The following is a 26,539-nucleotide window of genomic DNA, read 5'->3' on the forward strand; positions in this document are numbered from 1 at the left end:
TAAGCGCAAGTTAACGCTTGCTTGACAAAATGCAGGCGGGGTTGACCGCAACGCCTATACTTAGATGAGGATACCTCGCTAGGTGAGGCGTCCACGCGACACAGAGGCCGCTGCCCGGAAACGTCGAGAGACGCCAAGCGGGTAGACCAGACTTCGCCGATATAAGGCGTCGTTTAAGGCGGCTAAGCCCCTCCGGGCTTTACGGCGCGTGGTGCCAAAGCAGACGCGATTGGGGTATAGAACGCGCTAGCCGTTCCACGCCACGACCGGTCGCCCAGCGAGCCGGTCGTTTTATTTTGCACGGAAGGAGGTGGCAAAATGGCATTCCAGGACGGATTCATTTCGGAGCTCGTCGGCAGACGCGCGACCGTCAACGAATTACCGATCGGCAGAGTTACCGATTTCTTGGTCAACAGTCCCGACGAAGTCTTCCCGCAAGTTGATGGGCTCGTCGTGAAGACGACGCAAGGGCCGCGTTTCGCGCCGATGGACACTGTGGTGGACGTCGATGCGGATGGATTCGTCGCGCTGAATGCAGCTCCGAAGATCGCCGCACCTCCGGATGAAGAGTCGCTGTATCTCGTTCTCGACCTGCTCGACAAACAGATCGTTGACGTAGACGGGCGTAAGGTTGTGCGCATCAACGACATCGAGCTCGCCAACACCGGCGGAAAATTGCGCGTCGTCGCCGCCGACGTCGGACTCAGCGGTCTGCTGCGCCGCCTCGGGCTCAAGAGTTTTGGCAAGCGGTTCGCACCCTGGGTCTATCGCAGCATTCCGCGCACGATGATTGCGTGGGATTCGGTCGCTCCCATTCGCGAGAAGAATCCGACGCAAATCCACCTTGCCGTAAAAGAGAGCAAGCTCGCGCGTCTGCATCCGAGCGAGTTGGCGGAAGTCATCAACGAGCTTTCTGCGCGCGAAGCTGCCGCGGTCATTCACTCGTTGGATGACGAGACGGCCGCCGACGCCCTTGAGCATCTCGAACCGGTAAAACAGCGCGCGATCATCGAGGATATCGGCAGAGAACGCGCGGCCGACATCATCGAGGAGATGGATTCCGACGATGCAGCCGACTTGCTCGGCGAGCTGCCCGAAGATCAGCAGAGCGAGTTGCTGGCGGAGATGAACCAATCCACCGCCGGCGAGCTGCGCGAACTGGTCAAATACGAGGAAGACACGGCCGGCGGCTTGATGACGACGGACTACGTCTGGATCTATCCGCACCGCACGGCCGAAGAGACGATTCATAAGATCCGCGAGATCGCTCCCGAGTCGGAGTTCATCTACTACCTGTACGTTCTCGACAAGAACGAACGGCTGCTCGGCGCGTTGAGCTTGCGCGCGCTCCTGTTGGCACCGCCCGACCATACGATCGAGCGGATCATGAAGGGCGAACTCGTGACCGTTCCGCCCAACACGAAATCGCGCGACGTAGCGGCAACCATAGCGCGTTACGACTTGCTCGCCGTTCCCGTCGTGGACGCGGAAGGCAACATGCTGGGCATCGTCACCGTCGACGACGCGATCGATGCGATCATGCCCGAGGACCTGGCAAAAGAACTTCCCCGCATTACACCGGCGCGCCGCACCAGCCGCCCGCAGGCGCAAGGCTAAACCCGTGCCCCGCGCGCTGTTTCGCCGGCGAAACTTCTGGCGTTCGCTTCTGCTTCTGCTGTCCGTGCTCGGTCCGGGCTTCATTACGGCATCGGCCGGCAACGACGTGGGCGGTATCACAACCTACTCGCAAGCCGGCGCGCAATTCGGTTATCGCATCCTCTGGGTGCTTATCCCGTTGATGGTCGCGCTGATCGTCGTCCAGGAGATGGCGACGCGCATGGGCGCCGTCACCGGAAAAGGCCTGGCCGCGCTCATTCGTGAGAACTTCGGCGTGCGGGTGTCGTTTTTGGCAATGGCCGCGCTCTTTGCGATCAATCTAGTCATTACGGCCACCGAATTTGCGGGCATCGCGGCCGCGTCTGAAATATGGCACATCTCGCGCTACATCGCGGTGCCCGTCTTCATGTTGCTGGTGTTGATTCTCGTGTTCGGTTTCAACAGCAAGAGCATCGATCGCGTCTTTGTCGTGTTTTCGCTGATTTATTTCTGTTATATTGCGTCGGCGATCCTCGCGCATCCCGATTGGAACGCGGTCGCGCACGGCGCGCTGGTGCCAAACCTCAATTTCAATAATCATCTGTACTTGGTCATGGTCGTAGGGCTGATCGGCACGACGATCTCGCCGTACATGCAATTCTTCTTGCAATCCGCGGTCGTCGAAAAGGGGGCGGACGAGCGGGAGTTGGGGCTCGCGCGCGCGGACGTGATCGGCGGGTCGATTCTGGCAATCACGATCGCGGGCTTCATGATTATTGCGAACGCCGCCACCATCTACGCGGCCAACCGTCACGGCGCGCATCTCGTTGAATCGCAAGCCGCGGACTTTGCCGCCGCGTTGCGCCCGTTGGCGGGTCAAGCGGCCTCGGTGATCTTTGCGCTTGGAATACTCAACGCCGGACTCTTTACCGCAACCGTGCTCCCGCTCTCGACGAGTTACGTGATCTGCGAAGCCTTCGGGTTCGAAGCCGCGCTCGATCGCAAGTTTTCCGAGGCGCCCGTCTTCTTCACACTTTTTACGTTGGGACTCATTGCGGGCGGAGCGCTCGTTCTTATCCCGCACCTTCCGCTGTTGAGACTGATCTTCTACGCGCAGGTTGCGCAAGGGATCTTGCTTCCACCCGAGCTCGTGCTCATGTTGATTATCATCAACAAACGCAGCGTCATGGGACGCTTCACCAACGGCTGGGTGGGAAATCTGGTCGCGTGGGCGACCGTCGCGCTGGTCGGAGGGCTCTCGATCTACTACGTCATCGTGCAAGCTTTCGGCGGAACGGCCTAGCAAGCGGCGAACACCTCCGGCCATGACGGCCGACGAGTTGGTCGCATTTGCCGAAGATCTCGCTCGCATTGCGGCGGCAGGCGGCGGCGCGAAAGCGCTGGCCGGCCACCTGGCGCGAAGCGCGAGTGTCGGCGTGCTGGTTGAAAACGCGCAGTGGCAGCACCTTGCGGCCGCCGGCGGAATCGGCGTGCCCAGCAGCGTGCAGCCGCTTCTCGTCGATAATGCGGCTACCGATTTTCAACGCCTTCGCAATGGGTATGCCGGCCGCACGGTCGCAATCGTCACCGGCGACACGCGCTTGGGTCAGCTCTCGATCTTTGGAGATGCGGAGCTCGATCAGCTCGAACATGCCGCACGACTCACCGCCAGCGCAATCGCCGTCGAGTTGGCGCGCGAGCTCGGCGCGCAGCCCGGTCGACGGCGTACGTTTTGGGAACGCCTAGCGTCGGAGAGTTACAGCGACGCCGTCGCCGCACGAGACGATGCGGCGGCCCGCGGTATCGCACTAGCGACGCACTATGTTGCAGTCGCCCTTGAAGTTGAAACCGGCGATGCGGGCGCACTTCGGGCCGCTGTGTTGGAAGCGTTTCGCGGTGGCGAAGGCGACGCCGGCGTGCTGGAACGCGGCGGCACGCTCGTCGTTTTAGTACCGGCGTCGCGCGAGGTTGACGCCTCAAACGCGCGCACTGCCTCGGCGCTGCTGCCGCGCACGTTACAGAAAAAACAATTCGACGCGACCATCACCGGCGGTGTCGGAACGCGCGTGCCGGCCTTGTCCCTGCATCGTTCGCTCGCCGAGGCGGAAGTTGCGCTTACTATCGCGCGGCGTCTTTACGGCGCCGGACGCGTCGGCGTCTACGACGATCTGGGCGCGTACCCCCTGCTGCTCTCAGGCGGCGACGCCGACGCGATGCGCGAATTCGCGCGCCGCATTCTCGCGCCGTTGCGCGCCTATGACGAAAAACATCAAACCGAATTGGAACGCACGCTGCGGCTCTATTTTTCCGTCGGCGAGAACGTGAAGACGGCGGCGGCCGAACTGAGCGTGCACCGTCACACGGTTTTCTACCGGCTGCGGCAGATCGGAGAGATCTGCGGATGCAAGCTCGACGACCCTCACGATCAGCTTACGCTGAGAATGGCGATTGCAATTGATGCACTTACCGGTTAGCGACTCCCGGCGCGCCGCCGGCAAACGCGAAGTCTTGCGCCTGGCCAAGGACCGGCACGTGCAGTTCGTACGCCTGGCGTTTGCCGACGTGCTCGGCGTCGGCAAGAACGTGTCGATTCCGGTGAGCGAATTGGAAGCGGCGCTGGAAGGCAAAGTGACGTTCGACGGCGGCTCGATCGACGGGTTCGTGCGTGGCGAAGAGCTCGACATGGTCCTGCGGCCGGACCCGGCAACATTCGCGCTCTACCCATGGTCGACTCCGGAAGCTTCGGAAGCGCGACTGCTCTGCGACATCGCCATGCCTGACGGCTCGCCGTTCGAAGGCTGTCCGCGCACCACGCTCAAGCGGGCGATCGAGAAGGCCAAAGGTTCGCTCCAAGGGATCGCCGTCGCGCTCGAGGTCGAGTTCTATCTCTTCGAAGCGATGGACAGCGAATACGGTTCGACCAAGACTTCGGACGTCGGGTCATACTTCGATTTCTCCGCCAACGATCGCGGCGAGGATGCACGCAGCGCGATCGTCAGCGCGCTGCAAGCGATGGGCGTGGCGATTGCCGGCTCACATCACGAGCACGGGCCGGGACAGCACGAGATCGACTTTCCGCACATCGATCCGCTGGCCGCCGCCGACGGCTTGCTCACGCTGCGCACGATCGCAAAGCACGTCGCGGCCGCGCGCGGACTCGAAGCGACGTTCATGCCGAAGCCGATCGAAGATCGCGCGGGAAGCGGCCTGCACGTGAATTTCCGCGTCTCACCCGAACAGCAGCCCGAAATGCTCTACATGATAGGCGGCCTGCTGGCGCACGCAGCCGCACTCACCGCCGTCTGTAACTCTACCGTCAACTCATACAAACGATTGGTCAACGCGTGGGACGCGCCGATCTATACCGTCTGGTCCGAGCGCAGCGCGAACGCGCTCGTGCGCGTGCCGCCGCAGGAGCAACCTCCGCAAATCGAGATGCGCAGCCCGGACGCTGCCGGGAATCCATATCTTTCACTGGCGGTCTTACTGCGAGCGCTCGCGGACGGCGTCGAGCAGCAGCATCTTCCCGGCGATCCGCTTGTCGGGTCAACGTACGATTTGACGGAACGCGAGCGCCACGAGCGGGGGATCGGGACGCTGCCGAAATCGTTACGTCAGGCTATCGCCGAGCTCGACGAAGATCCCGTTGTCAGAGCCGCGCTGGGCGATCACATCTATCATGCCTTCCGCGATGCGAAACTTGCGGAATACGAACGGTACCGCCGCGCGGTTCATCCGTGGGAGCATCGCGCGTACTTGCGGTTGTACTAAACAAGCTCCAACCGGCGAAAAACCGCAGGGGTAACGCCGTAGGTCCGGACAAATTCGCGCGTCATGTGACTCTGATCGCTATAGCCTGCTTCAACAGCCACAGTGCTAATTGAAAGTACCGGATCGGATAAAAGGTTAAGCGCACGCTGCATCTGGAGAACGCGCATGAAGCGCGCGAGACTGATTCCATACGTTCTTCGGAAGGAACGTACGAGGCGAATCGGTGAGACCTGGGCGGCGCGCGCCATTGCCGTGATATCGCGCTTCGGCTCGGCACCTGTACGCAAACACTCTACAATTTCGCGCAAAAAAGCCGGCCTATCGCGGGGTGTCCACTCCGGGCCCTTGTTCACGAAGCCAAGTATTTCCAGTCCCGCGCATTCAAGCAGGAGAGGGTCGTCCATATTGTGCGCCATGCTGCGAGCGATTTCGTAGGTGCGTATATGCCCGTGGCGCCCGTGTGCCTCGCATTCAACGAAGGCTTGAAGTTCCCGGCTCATCCGGAGCCGCAGATTCGTGCCGCCCTGAGGGCCGTAAATATTTTCGTGCGGGCTATCGGGCGTCTCGACGATCACGACACCCGGTTTTCCTTCGATGCTCTTTCTCAGCGTATTTTCGACGAACGCGCCGCTAAGCGGTACGACTACCGTCATTTCATTGTGGACATGAAATGGCGCGTGCGTGTTTGGAGGCGTGTAGAATACCTCGACGAGAAACGACCCGGCATCGGTCGTCTTTCGTTTGCCACGGGCCCGCTCGTCAGCCATAGCGTGCGTTTTATTCAAGACACGGTTGCGGCGCCCTTGCTATAGTAAGCGGCATCACTTCCGATGCGGCTGATAGCTTTTGTGCTGACTATGTGTTTGCTGTTTGCCGCGAGCCGCACGGTGCGGGCAGCATCCGGCGACAGCGTGTACTCGCGACCGGGTCGGACAGCCGTCGCCTCCGACGGCGCGCGCTTGAATCTCGTATGTATGGGCACGGGTTCACCCACGGTTGTTTTCGATTCAGGTTGGGAAGATTGGTCGCCGGCGTGGGCCGTAGTGCAGCCACGAGTTGCGAAATTTACGCGCGCCTGCAGCTATGATCGCGCCGGCGCGGGTTTCAGCGGAGCAGGGCCAATGCCGCGCACTGCCGTTCGTATCGCCTCCGAGCTGCGTAGCGCGCTTCGGAATGCAGGTATCAAGGGTCCGTATATTTTGGTTGGCAACGCTTTTGGCGGAGATCCCGTGCGCGCGTTTGCCGACCTGTACATTGTGGATACCGCCGGGCTCGTGTTGGTCGATGCCGACGCTAGCGACCTCGAACCGGCGGCCATGCGAGCTGATGACGATCGCGGAGATGCCCATTATGCGGTGACGTTGCGCGCTTGCCGCAATGCGGTCGTCGCAGGTACGCCGCTTCCGCTGCTGCCGTCGCGTCCAGGCCAACCTCGCCGTACCTGCATCCAGCAGTTCTTTCGCGGCCTGCCTGATCCGCAATGGTCGCCGGCACTAAACGCCAAGCTCTTACAGATTGCACGAACAAAAGTAGCGATGTACGATGCGTATATTTCGGAAATGCAGCAGATGCCATGGGATGAAACTTGGCTCAAGCGGCATGCGCGCTCCCTAGGATCCCGTCCTGTTCGCGTGCTGACCTCCGGAAACCACGGCGTTGGTCACCTGCCCGCGCGCAATGCGAACGATCCAAAGCACATCGAATACGAGCGTCAGATTACCCTGGCACAAGCGCGTTGGCTTACGCTCTCCTCGAACGCGAAACAAATATTCCCTCCTCATAGCTCGGAATACATCGGTTTTGATGCGCCTGACAGCGTCGTTGACGCGATCCGCGAAGTGTATCAGCAAGTAAGCGGAAACCAATGAGGAGTCGATCAGCTCAATGCCTTTGCAACTCGGAAGCCCATGATTGTATCGCGAAAATCCGCGGGATTGCGCTCGCGCGCAGCCGAGCGAAGCAGCGCTACGGGGTAAAGCCAGGAGCCACCGCGATCGGATCGGAGCGTACACTTGCTGTTTTCAACGGCCCGGCCATTTGTTGGCGACCCGACGTAGCTTCCGGCGTAGCAATCTTGCGTCCACTGCCAGACGTTGCCTACCATGTCGTACAAACCGAAGTGATTCGGCGGCTTCAGCCCAACGGGATGAGTGCTGCCGGAGAAGTGAACCTTGTGCCACGCGAATGCGGTCGCCTGGCTGGGGTTGTACCACGCAAAAACCGCCGCCTGGCCGGCACTATCGCCCCACCAGAATTTCGTAACTGTTCCCGCGCGAGTTGCGTACTCGCATTCCGATTCGCTTGGAAGCCTATACCGGCCATATCGCATCGGCGAACCCTTCGGACGCGCTTTCTTGTTGAGCCAGGCGACATACGCCTGAGCATCGCGCCAGCTGACGCACACAACCGGATCGCGATCGGTCTGACGAAATCCCGGATTTCGCCAGTTCAGCCCGGGCTGTTGTTTCGAGTCGAAGCTGTCGCGTCCGCAGGAGTCCGGCGTGGAATACTTCGTGTCGCGTACAAACGCCGCATATTCTGCGCGGGTCACGTCAAATTTTCCCAACGCAAAGGCCGCAATCCTGACCCGGTGCTGCGGCGCCTCGTCGGCTACGGCACCAAGACTCAGACCATGCGTTGCCGCCCAAACCTTTTCAAACTGCGGCGATCCCATCATGAAGGTTCCGGCTGGTATCGTAACCATTTCCGGACAGACGGAGCAATCGCGGAACGCAGCAACCGGCATGGATTCGCGAGACGCGCGAGCCGCGAAATGCGGTGCTGTGGCCAGCGTAACGGCAAGGGCCACAATTCCAAAAACAGTTTGTCGCATGTCGTTATGCTAGCCGCCAACAGTCGTTCGGTCAATGGATAAGTTGGGGCAACGGCTCGAAGGTAGGAGCGCCGATCGGGCGAAACTTTTTCGAATGTATTTTTTGCGGCGATTGTACGTCGTGCTATTGGCGCCATTGCTGTTTTCGACCGCTTTGGCTCGTGCGGCAGACGACGCTGCCGTTCCGTTTACATCGGAGCACAATCAGATCGTCATCCAAGTGAAGGTTGCAAAAGCCGGGCCCTTTTCAATGCTGCTCGACACCGGAACCACGCCTTCGGCCATCGATACCGCACTGGCTCACCAGCTGGGACTAGAGCTCCGGGGCAAGGGGAACGCTACTTTGTTGCCCGGTGTACAAGTCGGCTCACTACAAATAGACAGTCTCGACGGCGGAGCGATCGACCTTACATCGGTGGCTCGGGCCGTAGGCGTACCGATCCAAGGCGTGCTCGGTCACAGTTTCTTCGCAAATAGGATCGTGCAGATCGATTATCCGCACCACCTCGTGCGGTTTCTCGCTTCAGCGCCACCAGCGAGTCCGAATGGTTTCGCGTTGCCTTTTGCGGTCGAATCGGACGAACCGATAATTCATGTGACGGTAAACGGAACGCCGCTCTCGGCGGTTTTGGATACGGGCTTTGGCGGTGTTGCAGTTTTGAACCCGCAAGCCATCGATCGTTTAGGTTTAGGCGAACAAGTCGCGGGGATGCAGGCGACTTCCGGCGTCGGCTTTGGCGGAAGCTCGGCGCTGCGTAAGGGAAAGATTGCTTCACTTGAGGTCGGAGGCTATGTCGTTAATAACCCCGACGTTACTTTTCGTCTAAAAGGCGGGCGGTTTGACCATATGCCGGCTGATTTAAACATAGGCAACGGTCTGCTTCAAGCGTTCGTCGTTACGTTCGACTACCAACAAGACATCATAACTTTTCAGCGTTAAGCGGTCGATCTTCTCCCTGCTGGTGAAGGCTGCGGCGTTGCAGCTCTGCGCAACAGGTGCCAGGCTAGCGCGACATCGTCACGCGTTGTTTGCAGGTTGCCTATGGCAAGCCGCAGCGCATAACGGTCTCGCACTTTGGTATGCGATAGGAACACCTGCCCGCTTGTGTTCACGCTGTCCAGGATGCGCGCATTGAGCTTCTCCAGCTCGGTTTCATCCAAACCGGGCGGCGCATAGCGGAAGCAAACAACTGAAAACGGATGCGGCGCGAGTATCTCCCAATCTGTTTCAGCCTCGACCCACTTCGCGAACTCTTGCGCCAGCGCGATGTGGCGGCGCAAATGCTCGCGTAGACCCTCGGCTCCGAAATACCTCAGCACAAACCACAGCTTCAGCGCGCGAAAGCGACGCCCCAACTGTAAGCCGTATTCCATATAATTGCGGCCGGACTTCTCAGGCGCGAGCAAGATAAACTCAGGAACCAAACTGAAGGCGCGGCGCAGCAACTCGGGATCGCGCACATAGAGTGCGGAGCAATCCATGGGAACGAACAGCCACTTGTGCGGATTGACGACGATAGAATCCGCCAGATCCGCGCCCGCCAGGATGGAGCGGAACTCGGGAATGATCGCGGCAATTCCCGCATAGGCTGCGTCCACGTGCAGCCACACGTTGCGCTGCCGCGCGATTGCGGCGATCTCTTCCAAAGGGTCGCGCGACGTTGTCGACGTCGTGCCGACCGTCGCCACGACCGCCATGGGCCGCATGCCGGCGGCGATGTCTTCGTCCAAGCGCGCCGCCAGCGCGTCGGGACGCATGCGCAACTCCGCGTCGGTCTCGACACGCACGACGTTCTCGCGCCCCACGCCGAGCGCGATGCACGCCTTTTCGATGTGCGAGTGCGTCTCTTCGGTAATATAGACACGCAAGCGCGGCAGATCGCGCGCCGCCATTCCCTGCTCGCGGATATGCAGATCCAATGATTCGCGCGCCGCGGCCAGTGCGGTGAATCCACCGATCGAAGCCGTGTCGTAAATGATTCCTGTAAACTCGTCCGGCAAGCCCATAAGCCGCGCGAGCCAGCGCATCACGACCTCTTCCAGCTCGGTCGCGGCCGGCGAGGTCCGCCACAGCATCGCCTTCACGTCGAGCGCGGCCGCCAGCGCTTCCGCCGAAATCGTCACCGGAGCGGCGCTCGTCGCGAAATATGCGAAGAACCGCGGGCTGTTCCAGTGCGTTATGCCGGGCAAAATGATGCTGTCGAAGTCCGCCATAACCGCCTCGAACGGCTCGGCGCCCTCTGGCGCTTCGGCCGGCAGCCGGGAGCTGACCCCGCCCGGCGAAACGACGGAAAGCACCGGATAATCGCGTGCGTGCGAAAGATATCGATCGATCCAGGCGCCGACTGCGGCAAACTCGGCAGCGAACTCGCTCACGACGGAGTATATTAAGGCAATGCACTACCGGACCTACCCCAACAGCGACGTGACCGTCAGCGAAGTCGGCTTCGGCCTGTGGACGACCGCCACGGATTGGTGGGGCAAGAAAAGCGAAGCCGAGGCGACCGCTTTGCTGCACGAGGCCTTCGATCTCGGTGTGACGCTCTTCGACGCCGCCGATGTCTACGGCAACGGGCGAAGCGAGGAGCAACTTGCCGCGGCCTTCGCCGGGCGGCGCGACCGCGTCGTCTACGCGACGAAGTTCGGGTACGATTTTTATAACAATCCCGACGCTAAGCGCGGCGAGCGCGAGCTGCCGCAAGACATCTCGCCGAAGTTCGTGCGCTTCGCGTTGGAAGAATCGCTGCGGCGTTTGCAGACTGACTGCATCGACATCTACCAGTTGCACAACGCCCGGCTGACGCAGATCGAGAACGACGCGCTCTTCGAACTGCTCGAAGAGTTCAAAGCCGAAGGCAAGATTCGCATGTACGGTATCGCATTGGGTCCGGCGATCGGCTGGCTCTACGAGGGCGTGGATGCGGTTGAGAAACGCAACATCGCCTCGCTGCAGATCATTTGGAACATGCTGGAACAGTATCCGGGCAACGCGCAGATACAGGCGGCGCGCGACGCCGATTCAGACACCGGCTACATGATCCGCGTTCCTCACTCGAGCGGTATGCTCGAGGGAAAGTACACCGAGGACACGGTCTTCCCCGAAGGGGACCATCGACGCCACCGTCCGCGCTCGTGGCTGCTCAACGGCGTGAAGAAAGTCGAACAGCTGCGCTTTTTGGAAACGCCGCAACGCACGCTCGGGCAAGCTGCGATTCAATGGATCCTGGACGAACCGCGCGTCATGACGGTACTGCCGAACATTTACGACCGCGAGCAGCTCGTCGAATTCGCGAAGGCCGGCGACGCCCCGCCGCTTACGAGCGACGAACTCGCCCGCGTCGCGCAACTCTACGCGGCCAACTTCGGCATCGAAGAGCCGCCGATGTCGTTTAAAGGCACCATGACGCGAGAAAGGGCTACCGTATAATGTCTGAACCGATCCGCACGGAAAAAGGTCCCCCACCCATCGGTCCGTACAGCCAGGCGATTCGCGCGAACGGTTACGTCTTCGTTAGCGGCATGATCCCGATCGATCCGCAAACCGGAAAACTCGCCGGCTCGGATGTCGCGGCGCAAGCCGAGCGCGCCTTGCAAAATCTCGGCGCCGTCCTTGAAGCTGCGGGCCTCGGTTTCGACGATGTCGTCAAAACAACGGTGTTCTTGCTGGATATGAACGACTTCGCGCCCATGAATGCCGTCTACGCCAAATACTTTGACGCGAACAAACCCGCACGCTCGACCGTCGCGGTTGCCGGTTTACCGAAAGGCGCTCGCGTCGAGATCGACGCTATTGCCGCAACGCGCTAGGGCGTAACCCGCAGACCGGTGTGTTCGAGCGCCGCGACGCGTTCTTTGGCCAGAACTTGTACCGTCGGATCGTAGGAACCCGCAGCTAGTTTGAATTGCTGGGCCGCCATAGTCTGGTTGCCCTGACGCGAATAGACGTCGCCTAAGATGAAGTGCAGCCGTCCGTCTTCGGGCGCTACGGCCAGCCCCTTCAGCAACGCGGACTGCGCGAGTTCGTAAAAGCCGTGACTATTGTAGTCCAGGCCCAGGTTGATATACGCCTCGGGTGCATACGGATAGACGGTCATCGATTGCACGTAATACGCAACAGCCTTTTTCCAGTCGCCGTTAACGTCGGACAAGTAACCGATGTTGACGAGCGCCTCGCCGCGTTCGGGTTGCAGACGGTGCGCGATGGTCAGAATATTGGCGGCCAGCGCGTACTGCTTGCTTTCAAGATAGGATGCGCCCAAGTTATCCGCGCACGCGTAGTTGCTGGGATCGCGGCCTAAGCACTTTCCGAATGCGTCGATCGCCATGTCGTAGTTCTGCTGATCGAGATAGGCGCGGCCCAAGTCGTTAAGCGCTTGCAGCGAACTGGGATCTTCGCTCAGCGCGCGCGCGAAATATCTCAGGGCGAGATCGGTCTGGTGAACGGACAAGTAGAGCTGCCCCAGCTCTAACGCCGCGTCGGGGTCGGTCGGATAGTCTATCGTCGCTTTTTCGCGTTCGTATTTATAACGATCGAAATCGCCTTTGCGAATATGCAAAAGCACGAGGTCCGGAACCGAGTCGGTCCCCGGCAGGCTGCGATTGAACTCATCGATTGCCGCGTCCAGTTTGTTTTCGGTCGCGTACACCGAGCCGAGCCGGTTGTGCGTCTCTTTATCTTTGGGCGCGTAGGTGAGGATGTGTCTGTATTGCTCTTCAGCGCGGTTCAGCTCGCCGTGCCGGTAATACAGATCTCCAAGCAAGCGCTCGGGTCCGACTTCCCCGGGATGCCCCGCTACGTAGATCCCAAGCTCGCGAATGGCGCCGTCAAGGTCGCCGGCAGCGACTCGCTCGCGCGCAGCCTGAACTGCTCCCAGAGGGTCGGATGGTAGGACGGCTCGATCTTGCGGGTTGACGACGACCGTCCCGGCGCGCAGCGCGCCTGCGGGTACCGCCGCCAAACAGAACACCGCTAAGACCGCAAACGTGAATCGCTGCATGGTCTTGCCTCTTTTTTGCGCCGCGTCTCCTATTGTATCGGTCTATCTCACCAACGGCAATACGTTGCTTGGCGTCAGCGGATAGAAAGTCATGGCCAGCACGAACAGCGCGCACAGGGCCACGGCGGCGTAGGCGAGCGGAGCGCGCGCCCGCACCGTCTGGACGGGGTGGTCGTGCGGGTCGTACATCACCCGGATGACCTTGAAGTACGCGTAGAGCGAGATGGCCGTGCCCGCGATAAGCAGGGCGGCAAGCCAAGCGTACCCCGCGTTCACGTTGGCAGAGAGGATCAGAATTTTGCCCAGGAAGCCGGCCGTCGGCGGAAAGCCGGCCAGCGCCAGCAAGAAGAAACTCATCGCCGCTGCCAGGACCGGCCGCCGCTGAGCCAGGCCGCGGAATGCCGCGACTTGCGCGCCCTCTTCGCGGTCGCTCGAGAGCACCGCGATAACCGCGAACGCGCCCAGATTCATGAACATGTACGCGGCCAAATAGTAAATGGCATAACGCATGCCGAGTGCTGATGCACCCGCGAGCGCAGCCACCATGTAGCCGGCCTGCGCGATTCCCGAATAAGCCAGCAATCGTTTGAGATCGGTCTGCGCGAGCATCGCCAGGTTTCCGCCGATCATCGAAATGCCGGCGATCACAAAAAACGGCAGCAGCATCTTGTGGCCCGCGGGCAACGCGTAAGCGAAGCGCGCAAACACGGCGAGCGCCCCAGCTTTGGTGACCACGCTCATGAACGCGGTAACCGGAAGCGGCGCGCCTTCGTACACGTCGGGCGACCACACGTGGAAGGGCATCAAACTCAGCTTGAAGGCAATGCCGGCTAAAAAGAAACCACCGCCCAACCAATACAGCGGATTGGAAACCAAACTCGGCGCGGCAAGACTGGCGAGCGTGACGCTTCCGGTTGCGCCAAAAAGCAGCGCCATGCCGAACAACAAGAAGCCGGAGGCGGTTGACGAGAGGATCAAATATTTGAGCGCGGATTCTTGCGACGTCGGACGATCGGCCAAACCGCAAAGGCAATAGAGCGCCAGCGAAAGCAGTTCCAAGCCGAGGAAGATCGTCATAAGGTTAGCCGCTCCGGCCATCAGCATCGCGCCGCTGGTGCTCCAGAGCATTAACGCAGTTACTCCAGCCATGCGATCGGACTTGCCGAACGTACCGTAGAGCGCCAGCGAAACGATCGCCGCGAACACGATGATCTCTTCGAAGACAACCGCGAATCCGCCCAGCACGAATCCGCCGTTGAACGCATTATAGTTGTGTCCGTAGGTCGTGGCCGCAAACGCGCCGGCCGCGACCAGCACGGCCATGCCGATCGCGATCGAAACGAAGCGCGGGGCGTTCTTTGGCCAGATCAAGTCGACGAGCAGTACCGCCAGCGCACCGGCGCCCACCATCAACAGCGGAAGAACGGCCAGCCAATCCTCGTGCGCGATGAAGTTCGGCATCAACGCACCATTGCGGCTAAGATAGCATGCGGATAAATCCCGATCACGAGCAGCGCAACCAGCAGCGGCGCGACCGCGAGGCCCTCGATGAGCGTCAAGTCCGGCCGCTTCGGCAGATCGGGAACCTCCGGACCGTTGATCGCGTCTTGCAGCAGCCGCAGCATGTATGCCGAGGCGATCACGATCGGAACGAGCGCGATCAGCGCCGGCCAAAAGTATCCGGCGCGGAAGACGCCGGTCAAAATCACGATCTCGCCGACGAATCCGGCCAGCCCGGGCAGCCCCAGCGCAGCCAGCGCGGCGATGGTAAACGCGCCGGCCAGTTTCGGATTATTCTTTCCCAGCCCGCCGAGCTGCAGAATCGAGCGCGTCTCTTCACGCTCCTCAATGTAGCCGAGTATCAGGAAGAGCGCGGCGCTAAAGAGCCCGTGCGCGACAATGTAGACGATCGCGCCTTGTATGGCGATTGGATTGAGGCTTGCGATCGCCAAGACAATTAACCCCAGGTGCGAGAGCGAGGAGTAGGCGACGATGCGTTTTCCGTCGGTCTGTGTCAAAGCGATATACGCGCCGTAGAGCAGCGAGATCAACGCCAAGACTATGAGCAGGCCGCGGAACTCGATCATCGCGCTGCGTAAGAACGGCAGCGCGATAACGATGAAACCGTACACACCGGCTTTGGACTGCACGGCGCTGATCACCGCGACCATCGGTGAAGGCGTTTCGGCGTAGGTGATCGGCATCCACGTGTGGAGCGGCCAAAGCGGCGTTTTCACCGCAAACGCAAATGCAAATCCGGCAAAGATCCACGGCGCCCACGCGCCCGTGAATTGATGCGTCGAACCGATGACGTCCGTCGATCCGCTCAGAATGCCGAAGGCCGCCGTCGCGAGCAACAGCGTTAAACCGCCGGAGAAATTATAGATGATGAAGCGCCACGCCGTTTCGCGGTGCGCCCCCCACTCTACCAGCGCAAAGAACGGCGGAATGAGCATCAGATCCCAGAACAGCGCGAACGCCAGCACATCGCGCGCCGTGAATACGCCCATCATCGTGCCTTCGAGCAGCAGCAGCAACGCGATCATCGTGCGCGTCTGCGTCAAATTCGTTGCGAGAATCGCACAGAACGTGCAGAGTGCCAGCAACAGGACCAGCCACAGCGAAACGCCGCTCCACGCGAAATGCAGCGAAGAGGTAAACGGGCGGGACAGCCAGCGCACGGTGAACGCTCCGTCGCTGTGTGCTACGAGCGGCAGCGCGAACGTCAGCGCAGCCACGGCGCAGCCGGCAATGCGGCTGATCGTGCGATCGGTTTTCGGCAGTGCGAACAGCGCGCAGCCTACCACGATTGGCAGCAGGATCAGCACGAGAACCATCAGTGCACGGCCCCTTGCAGCGCATAGTAGATCGCAAACGCGGCGGCGCCGAGAACGACAACCAGCGCGTACGATCGCAATAGCCCGGTTTGCACGCCGCGAACGACGTTGGCGAGGTCGAGGCTGGCGCCGACGACGCCGCGCACCGCGCCGTCGATGAAATCGGGATCGAACCAGCTGCCGAAGAATCGTCCGAGCGCCTGCGATGGCTTCACAACGAGCCAGTCGATGATTTCATCGAAGTAAAAGAGTTTCACGAGCGGAGCGGGCAGGCGTTCCGATTCGAGCTGGAGCCGTGCGGGCGCATCGGCAAGCGCCGCCGGCGTGGCGTAACGCAGATACGCGATCGCGATACCGGCAGCCATTACGGCGAAGAGGATGACGGTCGTCCACAATTCACTGATCGCAACCGGCGGCAGGTTCTCTTTAGGAAATGTCTGCGCGAAGAGGCGCGACCACAGCGAGTTCGAGCCGGCCATCACGTAGCCCGCAATCACCGCAAAGACGCCGAGAATTGCAACTGGCGCGGCCATGATCCACGACGGCGCGTGCGGTGCGTCATGCTCGTCGTGCGCTGTTGCCGTTCCGCCGCGATACGTTCCGAAAAACGTCACGAAGAACAGCCGGAACATGTAGTAGGCGGTAATTCCGGCCGTAATGATGCCGGCCGCGTACAGCCACGGATGTCCGTGCTCGAGCGCGCCGTATACTACCGCGTCCTTGCTGAAGAATCCGGAGAAGCCCGGGAATCCGCTAATCGCCAGCACGGAGGCGAACATCGCCCAAAATGCCACCGGAGCGCGCGTACGCATGCCGCCCATGCGCCGGATGTCTTGCTCGTCCGCGAGCTGATGGATCACGATGCCGGCGCCCAAGAACAGGCACGCTTTAAAGAACGCGTGCGTGAAGAAATGCGCGACGCCGGCTTGATATGCGGTGACGCCGACGCCCATAATCATGTAGCCGATCTGCGACATGGTCGAATAGGCCAGAATCCGTTTGATGTCCCATTGCGCCATGCCGAGCAGCGCGCCGGCGAGCGCGGTTAAGCCGCCGATCGTTCCGACGAGCATCTGCGCTTCGTGTGAGGCGCTCCACAGTGGCCAGCAACGCGCCACCAGATAGACACCGGCGGTCACCATGGTGGCCGCGTGGATCAGCGCTGAAACGGGCGTCGGACCTTCCATCGCGTCGGGCAACCACGTGTGCAGCGGAATCTGCGCCGATTTTGCAGCCGCGCCGATAAAGAGAAATACGCATACCCAGACGAGCCAACCATCGAGCGCGCCAACGTTGCTAAAGACGCTGGCGAACGAGAGCGATCCGATCTTCGCGAATATCATGAAGATGGCGAACATCATGCCGACGTCGCCGACGACGTTGATGACGAAGGCCTTGCGCGCGGCTGCGACAGCCGTCGGCTTATAGAACCAGAAACCGATCAGGAAGTAGGACGCTAGTCCGACCAGTCCCCAGCCCACGAGCAAGCCGACGAAGTTGTCCGACAGCACGAGCGTCAACATCGCGAAAACAAAGAAATTCATGTAGGCGAAGAATCGCGCGATAGCCGGGTCAGACCACATATAGCCGATCGAGTAAAACAGAATGAGGAAACCGACTCCGGTGATGATCAGCGTCCAAATCAGCGAGAGCGGGTCCAATAGCAATCCGAAATCAAACCCGGCCATCCACGAAAACAGGTGTTGATGCGCGCCGGCACCCGTTGCTGCATTCCACTCCGCCAGCGCCGCCACAAACGATAAACCAACCGCGGCGCTGCCGATAATTCCGGCCATCCGTTTGAGCTGCGGCCCGAAGGTCCAGTTCACGATCGCGGCGGCCAACGGCAAGAGCCAGATGAGGAGCAGCGTCATCCTTTCATCGCCGCCACTTCGTCAACGTCCACATTTGACCGATTACGGAATACGATGACGACGATCGCAAGACCGATCGCTGCTTCCGCGGCCGCAACGGTGATGACCAGAAACGCGAAGATGTGGCCGGCGTTATTTAGCCAGGCCCGAGCAAAAGCGAGGAACAACAAGTTGGCGGCATTCCACATGAGCTCGATGCTCATGAGCATGATGAGCGGGTTGCGCCGCAACAAGACGCCGGCCACGCCGATGAAGAAAATCACCGCCGATAAGCCGATGTAATTCCCAAGCGCGACCGGCAGCAGCTCGGGATGCATTACTCTTCGCCCCCGCGCACGATCGCTTCGCGCATCTCGCGTTCGACAATCCGCGCACGCCGCCGGGTCGGAACGTACGGGGCAAAGTCGCCGGCGAGCAAGATGACGCCGATAACGGCCACCATAAGAATGAAGGCCGTGATTTCAAACGGCAGCAGATTTGCCGTGAACAGCGCGAAGCCGAAATCGGCCACCGAACCGAAAACACCGGCAGCACCGACGGGGCCGGCCGCCACTCCGTGAATGACAGGCACGACCGTGGGCGCACGTGAGATGCCGTACCCGACAAAGCCCAGCATAACCGCGATAATAAGCGTGGCCGGCGCAGCCATCTTCGGCAGGCGATCGGGACCGAGCGTGAACGGCGCGACGCCGCTCGACAGCAGCGCGATCACGAAGACGAAGAGCATCAGAATCGCGCCGCTATAAACGATGAGCTGTATCACCGCCAAGAACTCGGCCGACAGCATGAAGTACATGATGGCCAGAAAACAAAAATGGACGAGCAAGCCGGCAACGCTATGCACCGGCTTCTCCGCCGTAATCACCCACATCGCCGAAGCGACGAGCAGCACCGCCAAGATCCAAAACGCAACCGTCACGGGGCCAAACCCTTGGTCTGCGTCTTGAGAATCGTGCCGCGCCACGTAGCGTCGTAGCCTTCATCCGTTTCGACGGTTGACTTGATCTCCGCGACGCGTCCGAGATCGGCCGGAATGCCGTTCGGCCGATCGTCCGGCGCCATGCCGACGCCGGCTTCGGGCGGAACGAGCAGGCGATCTTTGGAGTAGATGAACGAACCGCGGCGATAATCCGACATCTCGAAGCGCGGCGTGAGCACGATCGCGTCGGTCGGACACGCTTCTTCGCACATTCCGCAAAAGATACAGCGCAGCTCGTCGATTTCATACCGCGCGGCGTACCGCTCACCGGGAGAGCGGCGGTCGCCGGGCGCATTTTCCGCGCCGATTACGGTGATCGCATTCGCCGGGCAAACGCTCGAACAGAGTTCGCAGCCGATGCAACGCTCTTTGCCATCGCCGTAACGCCGGAGTTCGTGCAAGCCGTGAAAGCGTGGCGCGTGCTTCTTCTTTCGCGACGGATACTGAATCGTCGGCTTGCGTTTGAACATGAACTTGAAGGTCACGACCATGCCGGCAATCAGCGCGCCGACGTTGTAGAGATTCTTGCGCCTCATCCGCGCACCGCCACGATGAAGGCCGTCACGACCAGATTCAGCGTTGCGACCGGCAGCAGCACTTTCCATCCGAACGCCATCAGGCGATCGTACCGGATCCGCGGGAACGTAGCGCGCAGCCAAATATAAACGAACATAAAGAACGCCACTTTCACCAAGAACCAGACGATGCCCGGAATGAAGGTCAACCCGCCAATGGCGTTCCAACCGCCCAAAAACAATAGCGTCGCGATGCACGAGACCGTCAGCATGTTGATGTACTCGGCGATGAAGAACAAACCGAAACGTAAACCGGAGTATTCCGTGTTGAACCCGCCGACGAGTTCTGCATCGGCCTCAACCAGGTCGAACGGGGCGCGATTGGTTTCGGCGACCGCGGTGATGATGTAGATCACGAATCCGACGAACTGCGGAATGAAGTACCACAGCTTTGCTTGGCCGTTCACGATGCCGACCAGCGACGTCGTTCCGGCCAGAATCAGCACACCGATCAGCGATATGGCCATCGCGAGCTCGTAGCTGATCAACTGCGCCGTCGAACGCACGCTCCCGAGCAGCGGATATTTCGAACCAGACGCCCAGCCGCCGAGCGAGATACCGTAAACGCCGATCGAGGTCATCGCGAGAATCACCAGAATGCCGGCATTGACGTCGCCGACAGCCCACACGTTTCCGGGCGCGGGTTGCGCGAATGGAATTACCGCGTAGACTGCAAACGCCGTGACGAGCGAGATGAACGGAGCCAGGCGATAGATCAGCGGATCCGCGGTCTTCGGCGTCAGATCTTCTTTGAGCATCAGCTTCAGCGCATCGACCGCGGGCTGCAGCAAGCCCCACGGCCCGACGCGATTCGGACCGGGCCGGAGCTGCATCCAACCGATAATCTTTCGCTCGAAGAGCATCGCGTATGCAAACGTCGTGATGACGACCAAGAGCAGCACGGCGCACTTCACCAGCACGACCCACCAAATGCCGGCTTGCGGCGTCAGCCACTGATTCACGCGGGCGCTCCGGCCGGCTCGAGCAATTCACTCGCGCGTCTGATGTTCGTTACTTTCACTGAAGCGCCGGCGCCGCAAACGTTAGCCGGATCGTCGGGCAATCCGTCGATCAGCGCGATCGTCCCATTCGGCATTCCGGGACGCACCTCTACGAGCAAATCGTGCATTACGGTGTCGCGCGCGACGGCATCGTCAGCTGTGTCATCCTGAGCGGCGCGCGAGAGCGCGCCAGTCGAAGGGCGGCCGAGCTTGCCGAGGCCCGCAAGATCGACGTAATCACCGGTACTCACGCCCAACTTCGCAGCATCCTCCGGCGAAAACGCCGCTTCCGGCAACGGACGCAGCTCCGCGATGCGCGCATCGTGCGCGCTCGTTCCGCCGCCGGCAAAGATTCGGGTTTGGAAGACAACTCTAAAGCTGCCCTTCGATACCTCAGGGTCCTTCGATACCTCAGGATGACGAGCGAAGCGCTCGTCGCCGAGTGTAAAGTCTTCCGGCGAGTTCGCCAGGTGGCGCAGCACGGTCGCATCCACTTCTTCCGCCACGGGCAGGTCAACGCCGAGTTTTTCCGCCAGCGCGACGATCATTTCGAGATCGCTGAGTGCATCCGGCGGCGATTCGAGCGATTGCGCAGCGTTAACCGGCAACACGTCACCGGCGAGATTTGTGGTGGTGCCGGTTTTTTCAAAGCCGCCTTTAGCCGGAAGCACGAGCGTCGCGGCCTTGGCCGTCTCTGTCATGAACAGATCGCTCACGACGACAAACGGCGCGCCTTTGACGGCTGCGGCATCCGGATAATGCAGCGCCGGGTTCGCTCCGAAGATTGAAAGAACGGCCAAACGCCCGTCGCCCAACGCATCGAGCATGCCGGCGCCATCCAGCCCGCCGTCTACCTTCGAATACCCGGGACCGAAGAACGGCAACATGCCCATGGCTTCCGCGCCGCGCGCATTCGCCTGCTCACCCGTAATGTAAGTAAGAATCTCCGCACCCGGCAGTTTTTCAAGCAGCGTCGAGACGAGCGCCGCGTCGCAGCCGTCCCAAACGACCGCTATACGGTTTGCATCTTTCGGCAAAGCCTTGATCGCCTCGGCAACGCTTGAAACATCTTGCGAGGGAATCGGCGACGGGTACGCGCGTTCGGCAGACGCGATGCGGATAAGCTTCGCGCCTTTTTGAAACGCGGCTTTGCGAACGCGCAGGTCCATGATAGGCGCGCGCTCCGACGGCGACTCGCCAACTAGAACGATCGCGTTGGCCGTTTCAAGGTCCTCGAGTTTGGCGCCGTTCCGTCCGGGCGAGGCCTGACGCTGTCTGCCGGCGCGCCAATCGAGATTCTTTACGCCCGTCGCGCGGAAAACGTGCTGCAGCAAGAAGGCTTCTTCATTCGTGAGCCGGCCGCCGCCAATGACGCCGACGGACTTGGGATCGGCTTTGCACGCTTGGCGGAGCGCCGTTGCCCACAGATCGAGCGCGTCATCCCATGAAATCTGTATCCAGCGGCCGTCCTGTTTGTACATCGGCTGCGTCACGCGCGCCGGATCGTCATAGAACCCGACATTATAGCGCCCGCGGTCGCACAACCAGCCGTCGCTAATCGCGTCGTCATCCTCGACGGACATCGTCCGCTGCACGACCCCGACGCGCACGTCCACGTGCATCTGACAGCCGACCGGGCACTGCGTGCACGTCGTGCCGGTGCGGCGCAAATCCCACGGCCGGGATTTAAAGCGGTAGGTTTTCGACGTCAGCGCGCCCACCGGACAGAGTTCGGTAACGTTGCCCGTAAAATTGTGGCGGTACGGCTCGCCATTCGCAGTCGCGATGATGTTGCGCACGCCCCGATCTTTCAGGACGAGCTCGCGTTCGCCGACGATCATGTCGTCAAAGCGCACGCAGCGCTGGCAGACGACGCAGCGCTCTTCGTCCAGCACGATCGTCGGACCCAGATCGATCGCTTTGGGTTTGCTGACCTTCGGATCGATGCTGCGCGAATATCCCTGACCGTACGCCATCGCGTAGTCTTGCAGATCGCATTCGCCGCCTTTGTCGCAAATCGGACAATCCAGCGGATGATTCACGAGGTACAGTTCGAGGACTGCGCGGCGGCCGTCCGCGGCTTTATCGCTCTGCGTATGGACGACCATGCCGTCCGTGACCGCGGTATTGCACGCGATCTGCAGCTTCGGCACCCCCTCGATTTCGACCAAACAAATGCGGCACAACCCGGCGGGCCCCATCTTGCGGTGATAGCAGTAAACCGGGATCTCGCGCTTTATCTGTTTGGCAGCTTCAACCAGCCACGTTCCCTTCGGAACTTGGACCGGCGTGCCGTCTATGGTAACGGTAACGAGTTGCTGGTCAGCCACTACCGCGCACACAGCTCCCGAACCGTGGAACTACCATCGGCAGACCGAATCACCCAATTTATCCGGCGCTTTCCTTGTGGTTCCAGCGTAACAGTAGCGCCGTTGTCATCACGTTTTGCAACAAACGACCCGTTTATCCATCCGCCAACGCTCTTTGTCGCCACGCCGCCGCCCGTAAATTGATAAGCCGTAAGGAGTTGCCGGTTCGGATCGTAGCCCCACATTTGTACTTCCCAGTCCGACATGGAAGCTCCCCACGAGCGCTCTTCCATCCATTGGCGATTCGGCGAAAAACTGTAAGAGACGTGCTGGGCGCGCCCGTTCGAACTTCCACCCTGGATGACGCAGCGCCATGTTCCGGTCAAGAACTGCAGTTTTGCGATCGCTGATGCGCCGGTTTGGGCCGTTGCGACCGATGGAGAGATCGACAAAGCCACGGCGCAGATCAATACTGAAAGAAGCCTCATAGACGCACGGTCTCCCTTGCAACGCGAGCTTCGAACTGTTCCGGAAAACGCTTGAGAACCGACGCCAAGAACGGCTCGATCGAGTCGCCGAGCGGACACAAATTGATTCCGGTGATCTCATGGCTGACGCGCGCGAGCATCTCGATGTCGGACTTTAGCCCGCGGTTCTCAAGAAAACGATGGAGCACGCGTTCCAGCCAGTGGCCGCCTTCGCGGCACGGCGTGCATTGGCCGCACGATTCGTGTGCGAAGAAACGTACGAGGTTGAAAGCCGCGCGCACGATATCCGTTGTGTCGTCCATAACGACCATGGCGCCGGAGCCAAGCATCGTGCCGGCCTTCGCCAGCGATTCATAGTCGTACGGCAGATCGAGCTGCTCTTCGAAGATGCATGCCGATGAGCCGCCGCCGGGTTGAATCGCCATTAGGGTCCGTCCCGGACGCAAGCCGCCCGCGATTTCGATGAGCTCGCGCACCGGTGTGCCGAGCGGCACTTCGTAGTTGCCCGGCTTCTGCACGTGTCCGCTGATCGAAACGACTTTGTAACCCTTGCTGCGCTCGGTTCCGACTGACGAAAACCATTCCGGCCCATGTTCGAGAATCGGCACGAGATACATGAGCGTCTCGACGTTGTTGACGACCGTCGGTTTTCCGTAGAGCCCCTGCACTGCCGGAAACGGCGGCTTCAGACGCGGCTCGCCGCGCTTCCCTTCCAGCGAATTCAGCAGCGCGGTTTCCTCGCCACAAATATATGCGCCGGCGCCGCGATGCACGGTCACCTCGAGATCGTAGCCGCTGCCGAACAGATTCTCGCCGACGAAGCCGGCCTTGCGCGCCTGCGCTAACGCCTGCATGAAGATCTCGTAACCGCGCTTGAACTCGCCGCGAATATAAATGAACGCGTGGTGCGACTCAATCGCGTATGCGCCCAGCAGAATGCCCTCGATCAGCATGTGCGGGTTCTCTTCGAGCAGCATGCGGTCTTTGAACGTGCCGGGTTCGGCCTCGTCGCAGTTACACACCAAATAGCGCGGGCGAGTCGCGGGCGGCAGAAACGACCACTTTTTGCCGGTCGGAAAACCGGCGCCGCCCCGGCCGCGCAAGCCCGACTTGTCGCAGAGGGCCTGCACGTCGGCCGGTTTCATCTCTTGAAACGCGCGCGCGAGCTGCTTATAGCCGCCCCGTTTGCGATAGACTTTGATGTCGCGCAGATCCGCCTCGCCGAGGCCCGCGGTTAAAACTTTAACGACCGGCATTATTCCTCGATCACATCGGCCAGCGCGGGTTCGAGATTGGCGAGCCGCTCTTTCGTGCGCCCGCGGAAGCGCGGCTCATCCGCCAAAATGCGGTCGAGCATGATGATGCCGTCGCGATCGAGGCCGCCGGGATTGTTCGGATCGGGCTGGCCCTGCGCGCCCGCAGATTTTTCACCATCCGAAACCTGCGCGTCCTGGCGGAGCGTCCAACTCCGTTCGGGCGTCTGGGTTTGCTGCAGCGCCGCAACATTGTACTTGCCGGCGCGCATCGCCGCCAGCATGTCGTCGATCATCTGGGGCGTCAAGTCGTATACGAAGTTCAAATTCACTTGCATGCACGTCGCGCGGTCGCACGCGGCCAGACACTCGACTTCTTCGTACGAGAACAATCCGTCGGGCGTCGTCTCGAGATGCCCTACGCCCAGTTGCTCGCGAAAATACGCCATGATGTTCTCGGCGCCGTTCAGTGTGCACGCTAACCCGCGGCAGACCTGCAACATGTATTTGCCGACGGGCTTGCGGTAGAACAGCGTGTAGAACGAAATGGTCGACTCGACAACTGCCGGCGTCAGATCGAGCATTTCCGAAATCGCGCGCACCGCTTCCGGGCTCGCAAAGCCTTCGTGCTCTTGAAACAAGTGCACGAGCGGCAGCAGCGCGGATCGCTTCTGCTCGTACTGCGCGACGATTTCGTCGCATTGCGGCTTGAGCTTTTTCAGTAGGCTATTGAAATCACTCATGCGGGCCTCGACAGGCTCGGCCGTGGTTCGACAGGCTCACCATGACACATGAGCATCCCGCGTTCCGAAATCATCGGTCGACTTCTCCGAAAACCGGATCGAGCGAGCCTATGATGACCACGAGATCGGCGATCAGGTTGCCGGGCGCGAGCCCTTTGAGCGCCTGTAGGTTGTACATCGAAGGCGGACGAGTCCGCACGCGGTACGGGCGGTTGCCTCCGTCCGAAACGACGTAATAGGCGAGCTCGCCGCGCGGGCCCTCAACGGCCTGGTAGACGTCACCCGGCGGGACGCGAAAACCTTCGGTCATGATTTTGAAGTGATGGATCAGCGCTTCCATCGAGAGCGCGATCGTCTCTTTGGGCGGCGGCATGATTTTCGTATCGTCGATCGCGATCGGCCCGGGCTTCAAGGCATTGCGCACTTGCTGCACGATGCGCATCGATTGTTCCATCTCGTCCAACCGCACAAGGAAACGCGCATACGAATCGCCCTCAACGCGCGTCGGGATGTCGAATTCATAGTTGGCGTACCCGCCGTACGGAAAAGCGCGACGGACGTCGTACGCGATACCGGTTGCGCGCAGCGCTGGGCCCGTGATGCTCCAGTCCTGCGCTTCTTCTTGCGTCATGATGCCGACGTCGATCAGGCGATCTTGCAAAATCGGATTGGCTTGCAGCAGTGTGCGCAGATCGCGCATGCGGCCGGGAAACATCGCGATGAGCTCGTCGAGCTGCTCCATGAAGCCCGACGGCAGATCCGCCTGCACGCCGCCGATGCGCAAGTAATTGGGATGCATGCGCGCGCCGCCGGTTGCTTCTTGCAAATCCAAAATCTTTTCGCGCATGTCGAAACAGTAGAAAAACGCCGAAAGCGCGCCAAGATCGATACCGTGCGTTCCCAGCCAGACGCAGTGCGACGCGATGCGCGTGAGCTCGGCCTGCAACACGCGAATCTGCTGCGCGCGTTCCGGAATGCGATCGGTGACGCCAAGCAACTGCTCTACGGCCAAACAGTAGCAATACGCGTTGCTGCTGGGCGCGAGATAATCCATGCGCTCGATGACGGTCTGCGCCTGCGACCAAAAGAGATTCTCCGCGGTCTTCTCGATGCCGGTATGGAGGTAGCCGATCTCGGGCTCGGCCTTGACGATGTTCTCGCCCGAGATCTCGAGCATGATCTGCAGCACGCCATGTGTCGAAGGATGCTGCGGCCCCATCGAGAGTACCATCGCATTGCCTTCTTGCGATACGATCTCCGGCGTGAGCGGCGTCGTGGTCATG

At 60.7% G+C, this 26,539-nt stretch carries 25 protein-coding genes and 1 riboswitch; of the genes, 9 read left to right on the forward strand and 16 right to left on the reverse strand.

Going from position 1 to position 26,539, the window contains the following annotated elements; translation table 11 throughout:
* The first annotated feature begins 67 nt into the window (after positions 1 to 67).
* Positions 68 to 241, forward strand: a riboswitch (M-box (ykoK) riboswitch).
* 77 nt (positions 242 to 318) lie between these two features.
* From VFO29_06680 to VFO29_06695, 4 genes are read left to right on the forward strand one after another with little or no spacing between them, the layout of a single operon-like run.
* Positions 319 to 1,617 carry a CBS domain-containing protein gene (locus tag VFO29_06680; protein ID HET9393183.1) on the forward strand — a complete coding sequence of 433 codons (1,299 nt, stop codon included), beginning with the start codon at positions 319 to 321 and terminating at the stop codon, positions 1,615 to 1,617.
* A 4-nt stretch (positions 1,618 to 1,621) separates the two neighbouring features.
* Complete coding sequence (locus tag VFO29_06685) at positions 1,622 to 2,899, forward strand: Nramp family divalent metal transporter (GenBank protein ID HET9393184.1); 1,278 nt, start codon at positions 1,622 to 1,624, stop codon at positions 2,897 to 2,899.
* A gap of 22 nt (positions 2,900 to 2,921) precedes the next feature.
* Positions 2,922 to 4,070: a helix-turn-helix domain-containing protein gene (locus tag VFO29_06690; GenBank protein HET9393185.1), complete on the forward strand. Its 1,149-nt coding sequence runs from the start codon at positions 2,922 to 2,924 to the stop codon at positions 4,068 to 4,070.
* Positions 4,054 to 5,367 (forward strand): glutamine synthetase family protein, encoded by a 1,314-nt coding sequence (locus VFO29_06695; GenBank protein ID HET9393186.1) that lies wholly within the window; start codon positions 4,054 to 4,056, stop codon positions 5,365 to 5,367. The genes VFO29_06690 and VFO29_06695 overlap by 17 nt, the downstream gene beginning before the upstream one ends.
* Here the strand turns inward: VFO29_06695 and VFO29_06700 are convergent.
* Complete coding sequence (locus VFO29_06700) at positions 5,364 to 5,783, reverse strand: helix-turn-helix transcriptional regulator (GenBank protein ID HET9393187.1); 420 nt, start codon at positions 5,781 to 5,783, stop codon at positions 5,364 to 5,366. The two genes, VFO29_06695 and VFO29_06700, sit on opposite strands and share 4 nt — an antisense overlap.
* Before the next feature lie 27 nt (positions 5,784 to 5,810).
* Between VFO29_06700 and VFO29_06705 the strand changes: the two genes are divergently transcribed.
* Entirely contained in the window at positions 5,811 to 6,179 is a 369-nt protein-coding gene (locus VFO29_06705) for a hypothetical protein (GenBank protein ID HET9393188.1), read from the forward strand.
* A gap of 309 nt (positions 6,180 to 6,488) precedes the next feature.
* Entirely contained in the window at positions 6,489 to 7,235 is a 747-nt protein-coding gene (locus tag VFO29_06710; protein ID HET9393189.1) for a hypothetical protein, read from the forward strand.
* Positions 7,236 to 7,243: 8 nt separating this feature from the next.
* On the opposite strand, the gene VFO29_06715 is transcribed toward VFO29_06710, so the two are convergent.
* On the reverse strand, positions 7,244 to 8,200 hold the full coding sequence (locus VFO29_06715) for a formylglycine-generating enzyme family protein (protein ID HET9393190.1): 957 nt from the start codon (positions 8,198 to 8,200) through the stop codon (positions 7,244 to 7,246).
* Positions 8,201 to 8,294: 94 nt separating this feature from the next.
* Here VFO29_06715 and VFO29_06720 point away from each other — a divergent pair, with 94 nt between their 5' ends.
* Positions 8,295 to 9,140 carry a pepsin/retropepsin-like aspartic protease family protein gene (locus VFO29_06720; GenBank protein HET9393191.1) on the forward strand — a complete coding sequence of 282 codons (846 nt, stop codon included), beginning with the start codon at positions 8,295 to 8,297 and terminating at the stop codon, positions 9,138 to 9,140.
* On the opposite strand, the gene VFO29_06725 is transcribed toward VFO29_06720, so the two are convergent.
* A complete protein-coding gene (locus tag VFO29_06725) occupies positions 9,137 to 10,576 on the reverse strand; it encodes an aminotransferase class I/II-fold pyridoxal phosphate-dependent enzyme (GenBank protein HET9393192.1) in 1,440 nt (479 codons plus the stop codon). The two genes, VFO29_06720 and VFO29_06725, sit on opposite strands and share 4 nt — an antisense overlap.
* 19 nt (positions 10,577 to 10,595) lie before the next feature.
* Between VFO29_06725 and VFO29_06730 the strand changes: the two genes are divergently transcribed.
* Entirely contained in the window at positions 10,596 to 11,627 is a 1,032-nt protein-coding gene (locus VFO29_06730; GenBank protein HET9393193.1) for an aldo/keto reductase, read from the forward strand.
* On the forward strand, positions 11,627 to 12,007 hold the full coding sequence (locus VFO29_06735; GenBank protein ID HET9393194.1) for a RidA family protein: 381 nt from the start codon (positions 11,627 to 11,629) through the stop codon (positions 12,005 to 12,007). Before VFO29_06730 ends, VFO29_06735 begins: the two co-directional genes overlap by 1 nt.
* Here the strand turns inward: VFO29_06735 and VFO29_06740 are convergent.
* The 13 genes from VFO29_06740 to nuoD all read right to left on the reverse strand — a co-directional run bounded on the left by VFO29_06740 (position 12,004) and on the right by nuoD (position 26,538).
* Positions 12,004 to 13,197 carry a tetratricopeptide repeat protein gene (locus VFO29_06740; protein ID HET9393195.1) on the reverse strand — a complete coding sequence of 398 codons (1,194 nt, stop codon included), beginning with the start codon at positions 13,195 to 13,197 and terminating at the stop codon, positions 12,004 to 12,006. The two genes, VFO29_06735 and VFO29_06740, sit on opposite strands and share 4 nt — an antisense overlap.
* A gap of 42 nt (positions 13,198 to 13,239) precedes the next feature.
* Positions 13,240 to 14,658 (reverse strand): NADH-quinone oxidoreductase subunit N, encoded by a 1,419-nt coding sequence (locus tag VFO29_06745; GenBank protein HET9393196.1) that lies wholly within the window; start codon positions 14,656 to 14,658, stop codon positions 13,240 to 13,242.
* A complete protein-coding gene (locus VFO29_06750; GenBank protein ID HET9393197.1) occupies positions 14,658 to 16,034 on the reverse strand; it encodes an NADH-quinone oxidoreductase subunit M in 1,377 nt (458 codons plus the stop codon). Before VFO29_06750 ends, VFO29_06745 begins: the two co-directional genes overlap by 1 nt.
* Positions 16,034 to 17,908 (reverse strand): NADH-quinone oxidoreductase subunit L, encoded by a 1,875-nt coding sequence (gene nuoL / locus VFO29_06755; GenBank protein HET9393198.1) that lies wholly within the window; start codon positions 17,906 to 17,908, stop codon positions 16,034 to 16,036. The genes VFO29_06750 and nuoL overlap by 1 nt, the downstream gene beginning before the upstream one ends.
* Entirely contained in the window at positions 17,905 to 18,225 is a 321-nt protein-coding gene (gene nuoK, locus VFO29_06760) for an NADH-quinone oxidoreductase subunit NuoK (protein HET9393199.1), read from the reverse strand. Before nuoK ends, nuoL begins: the two co-directional genes overlap by 4 nt.
* Complete coding sequence (locus VFO29_06765) at positions 18,225 to 18,827, reverse strand: NADH-quinone oxidoreductase subunit J (GenBank protein HET9393200.1); 603 nt, start codon at positions 18,825 to 18,827, stop codon at positions 18,225 to 18,227. The genes nuoK and VFO29_06765 overlap by 1 nt, the downstream gene beginning before the upstream one ends.
* The gene (nuoI, locus tag VFO29_06770; GenBank protein HET9393201.1) at positions 18,824 to 19,423 is read right to left on the reverse strand and encodes an NADH-quinone oxidoreductase subunit NuoI; all 600 of its coding nucleotides are present in this window, start codon (positions 19,421 to 19,423) and stop codon (positions 18,824 to 18,826) included. The genes VFO29_06765 and nuoI overlap by 4 nt, the downstream gene beginning before the upstream one ends.
* A complete protein-coding gene (gene nuoH / locus VFO29_06775) occupies positions 19,420 to 20,424 on the reverse strand; it encodes an NADH-quinone oxidoreductase subunit NuoH (protein ID HET9393202.1) in 1,005 nt (334 codons plus the stop codon). Before nuoH ends, nuoI begins: the two co-directional genes overlap by 4 nt.
* Positions 20,421 to 22,793: a molybdopterin-dependent oxidoreductase gene (locus VFO29_06780; protein ID HET9393203.1), complete on the reverse strand. Its 2,373-nt coding sequence runs from the start codon at positions 22,791 to 22,793 to the stop codon at positions 20,421 to 20,423. The genes nuoH and VFO29_06780 overlap by 4 nt, the downstream gene beginning before the upstream one ends.
* On the reverse strand, positions 22,793 to 23,260 hold the full coding sequence (locus VFO29_06785) for a hypothetical protein (GenBank protein ID HET9393204.1): 468 nt from the start codon (positions 23,258 to 23,260) through the stop codon (positions 22,793 to 22,795). Before VFO29_06785 ends, VFO29_06780 begins: the two co-directional genes overlap by 1 nt.
* Entirely contained in the window at positions 23,257 to 24,516 is a 1,260-nt protein-coding gene (nuoF, locus tag VFO29_06790; GenBank protein HET9393205.1) for an NADH-quinone oxidoreductase subunit NuoF, read from the reverse strand. Before nuoF ends, VFO29_06785 begins: the two co-directional genes overlap by 4 nt.
* Positions 24,516 to 25,256 carry an NAD(P)H-dependent oxidoreductase subunit E gene (locus tag VFO29_06795; protein ID HET9393206.1) on the reverse strand — a complete coding sequence of 247 codons (741 nt, stop codon included), beginning with the start codon at positions 25,254 to 25,256 and terminating at the stop codon, positions 24,516 to 24,518. The genes nuoF and VFO29_06795 overlap by 1 nt, the downstream gene beginning before the upstream one ends.
* A 70-nt stretch (positions 25,257 to 25,326) precedes the next feature.
* Positions 25,327 to 26,538: an NADH dehydrogenase (quinone) subunit D gene (gene nuoD, locus VFO29_06800; protein HET9393207.1), complete on the reverse strand. Its 1,212-nt coding sequence runs from the start codon at positions 26,536 to 26,538 to the stop codon at positions 25,327 to 25,329.
* Position 26,539: the final 1 nt, after the last annotated feature.

The sequence above is a fragment of the Candidatus Rubrimentiphilum sp. genome, from assembly GCA_035710515.1.
GTDB lineage: Bacteria > Vulcanimicrobiota > Vulcanimicrobiia > Vulcanimicrobiales > Vulcanimicrobiaceae > Rubrimentiphilum.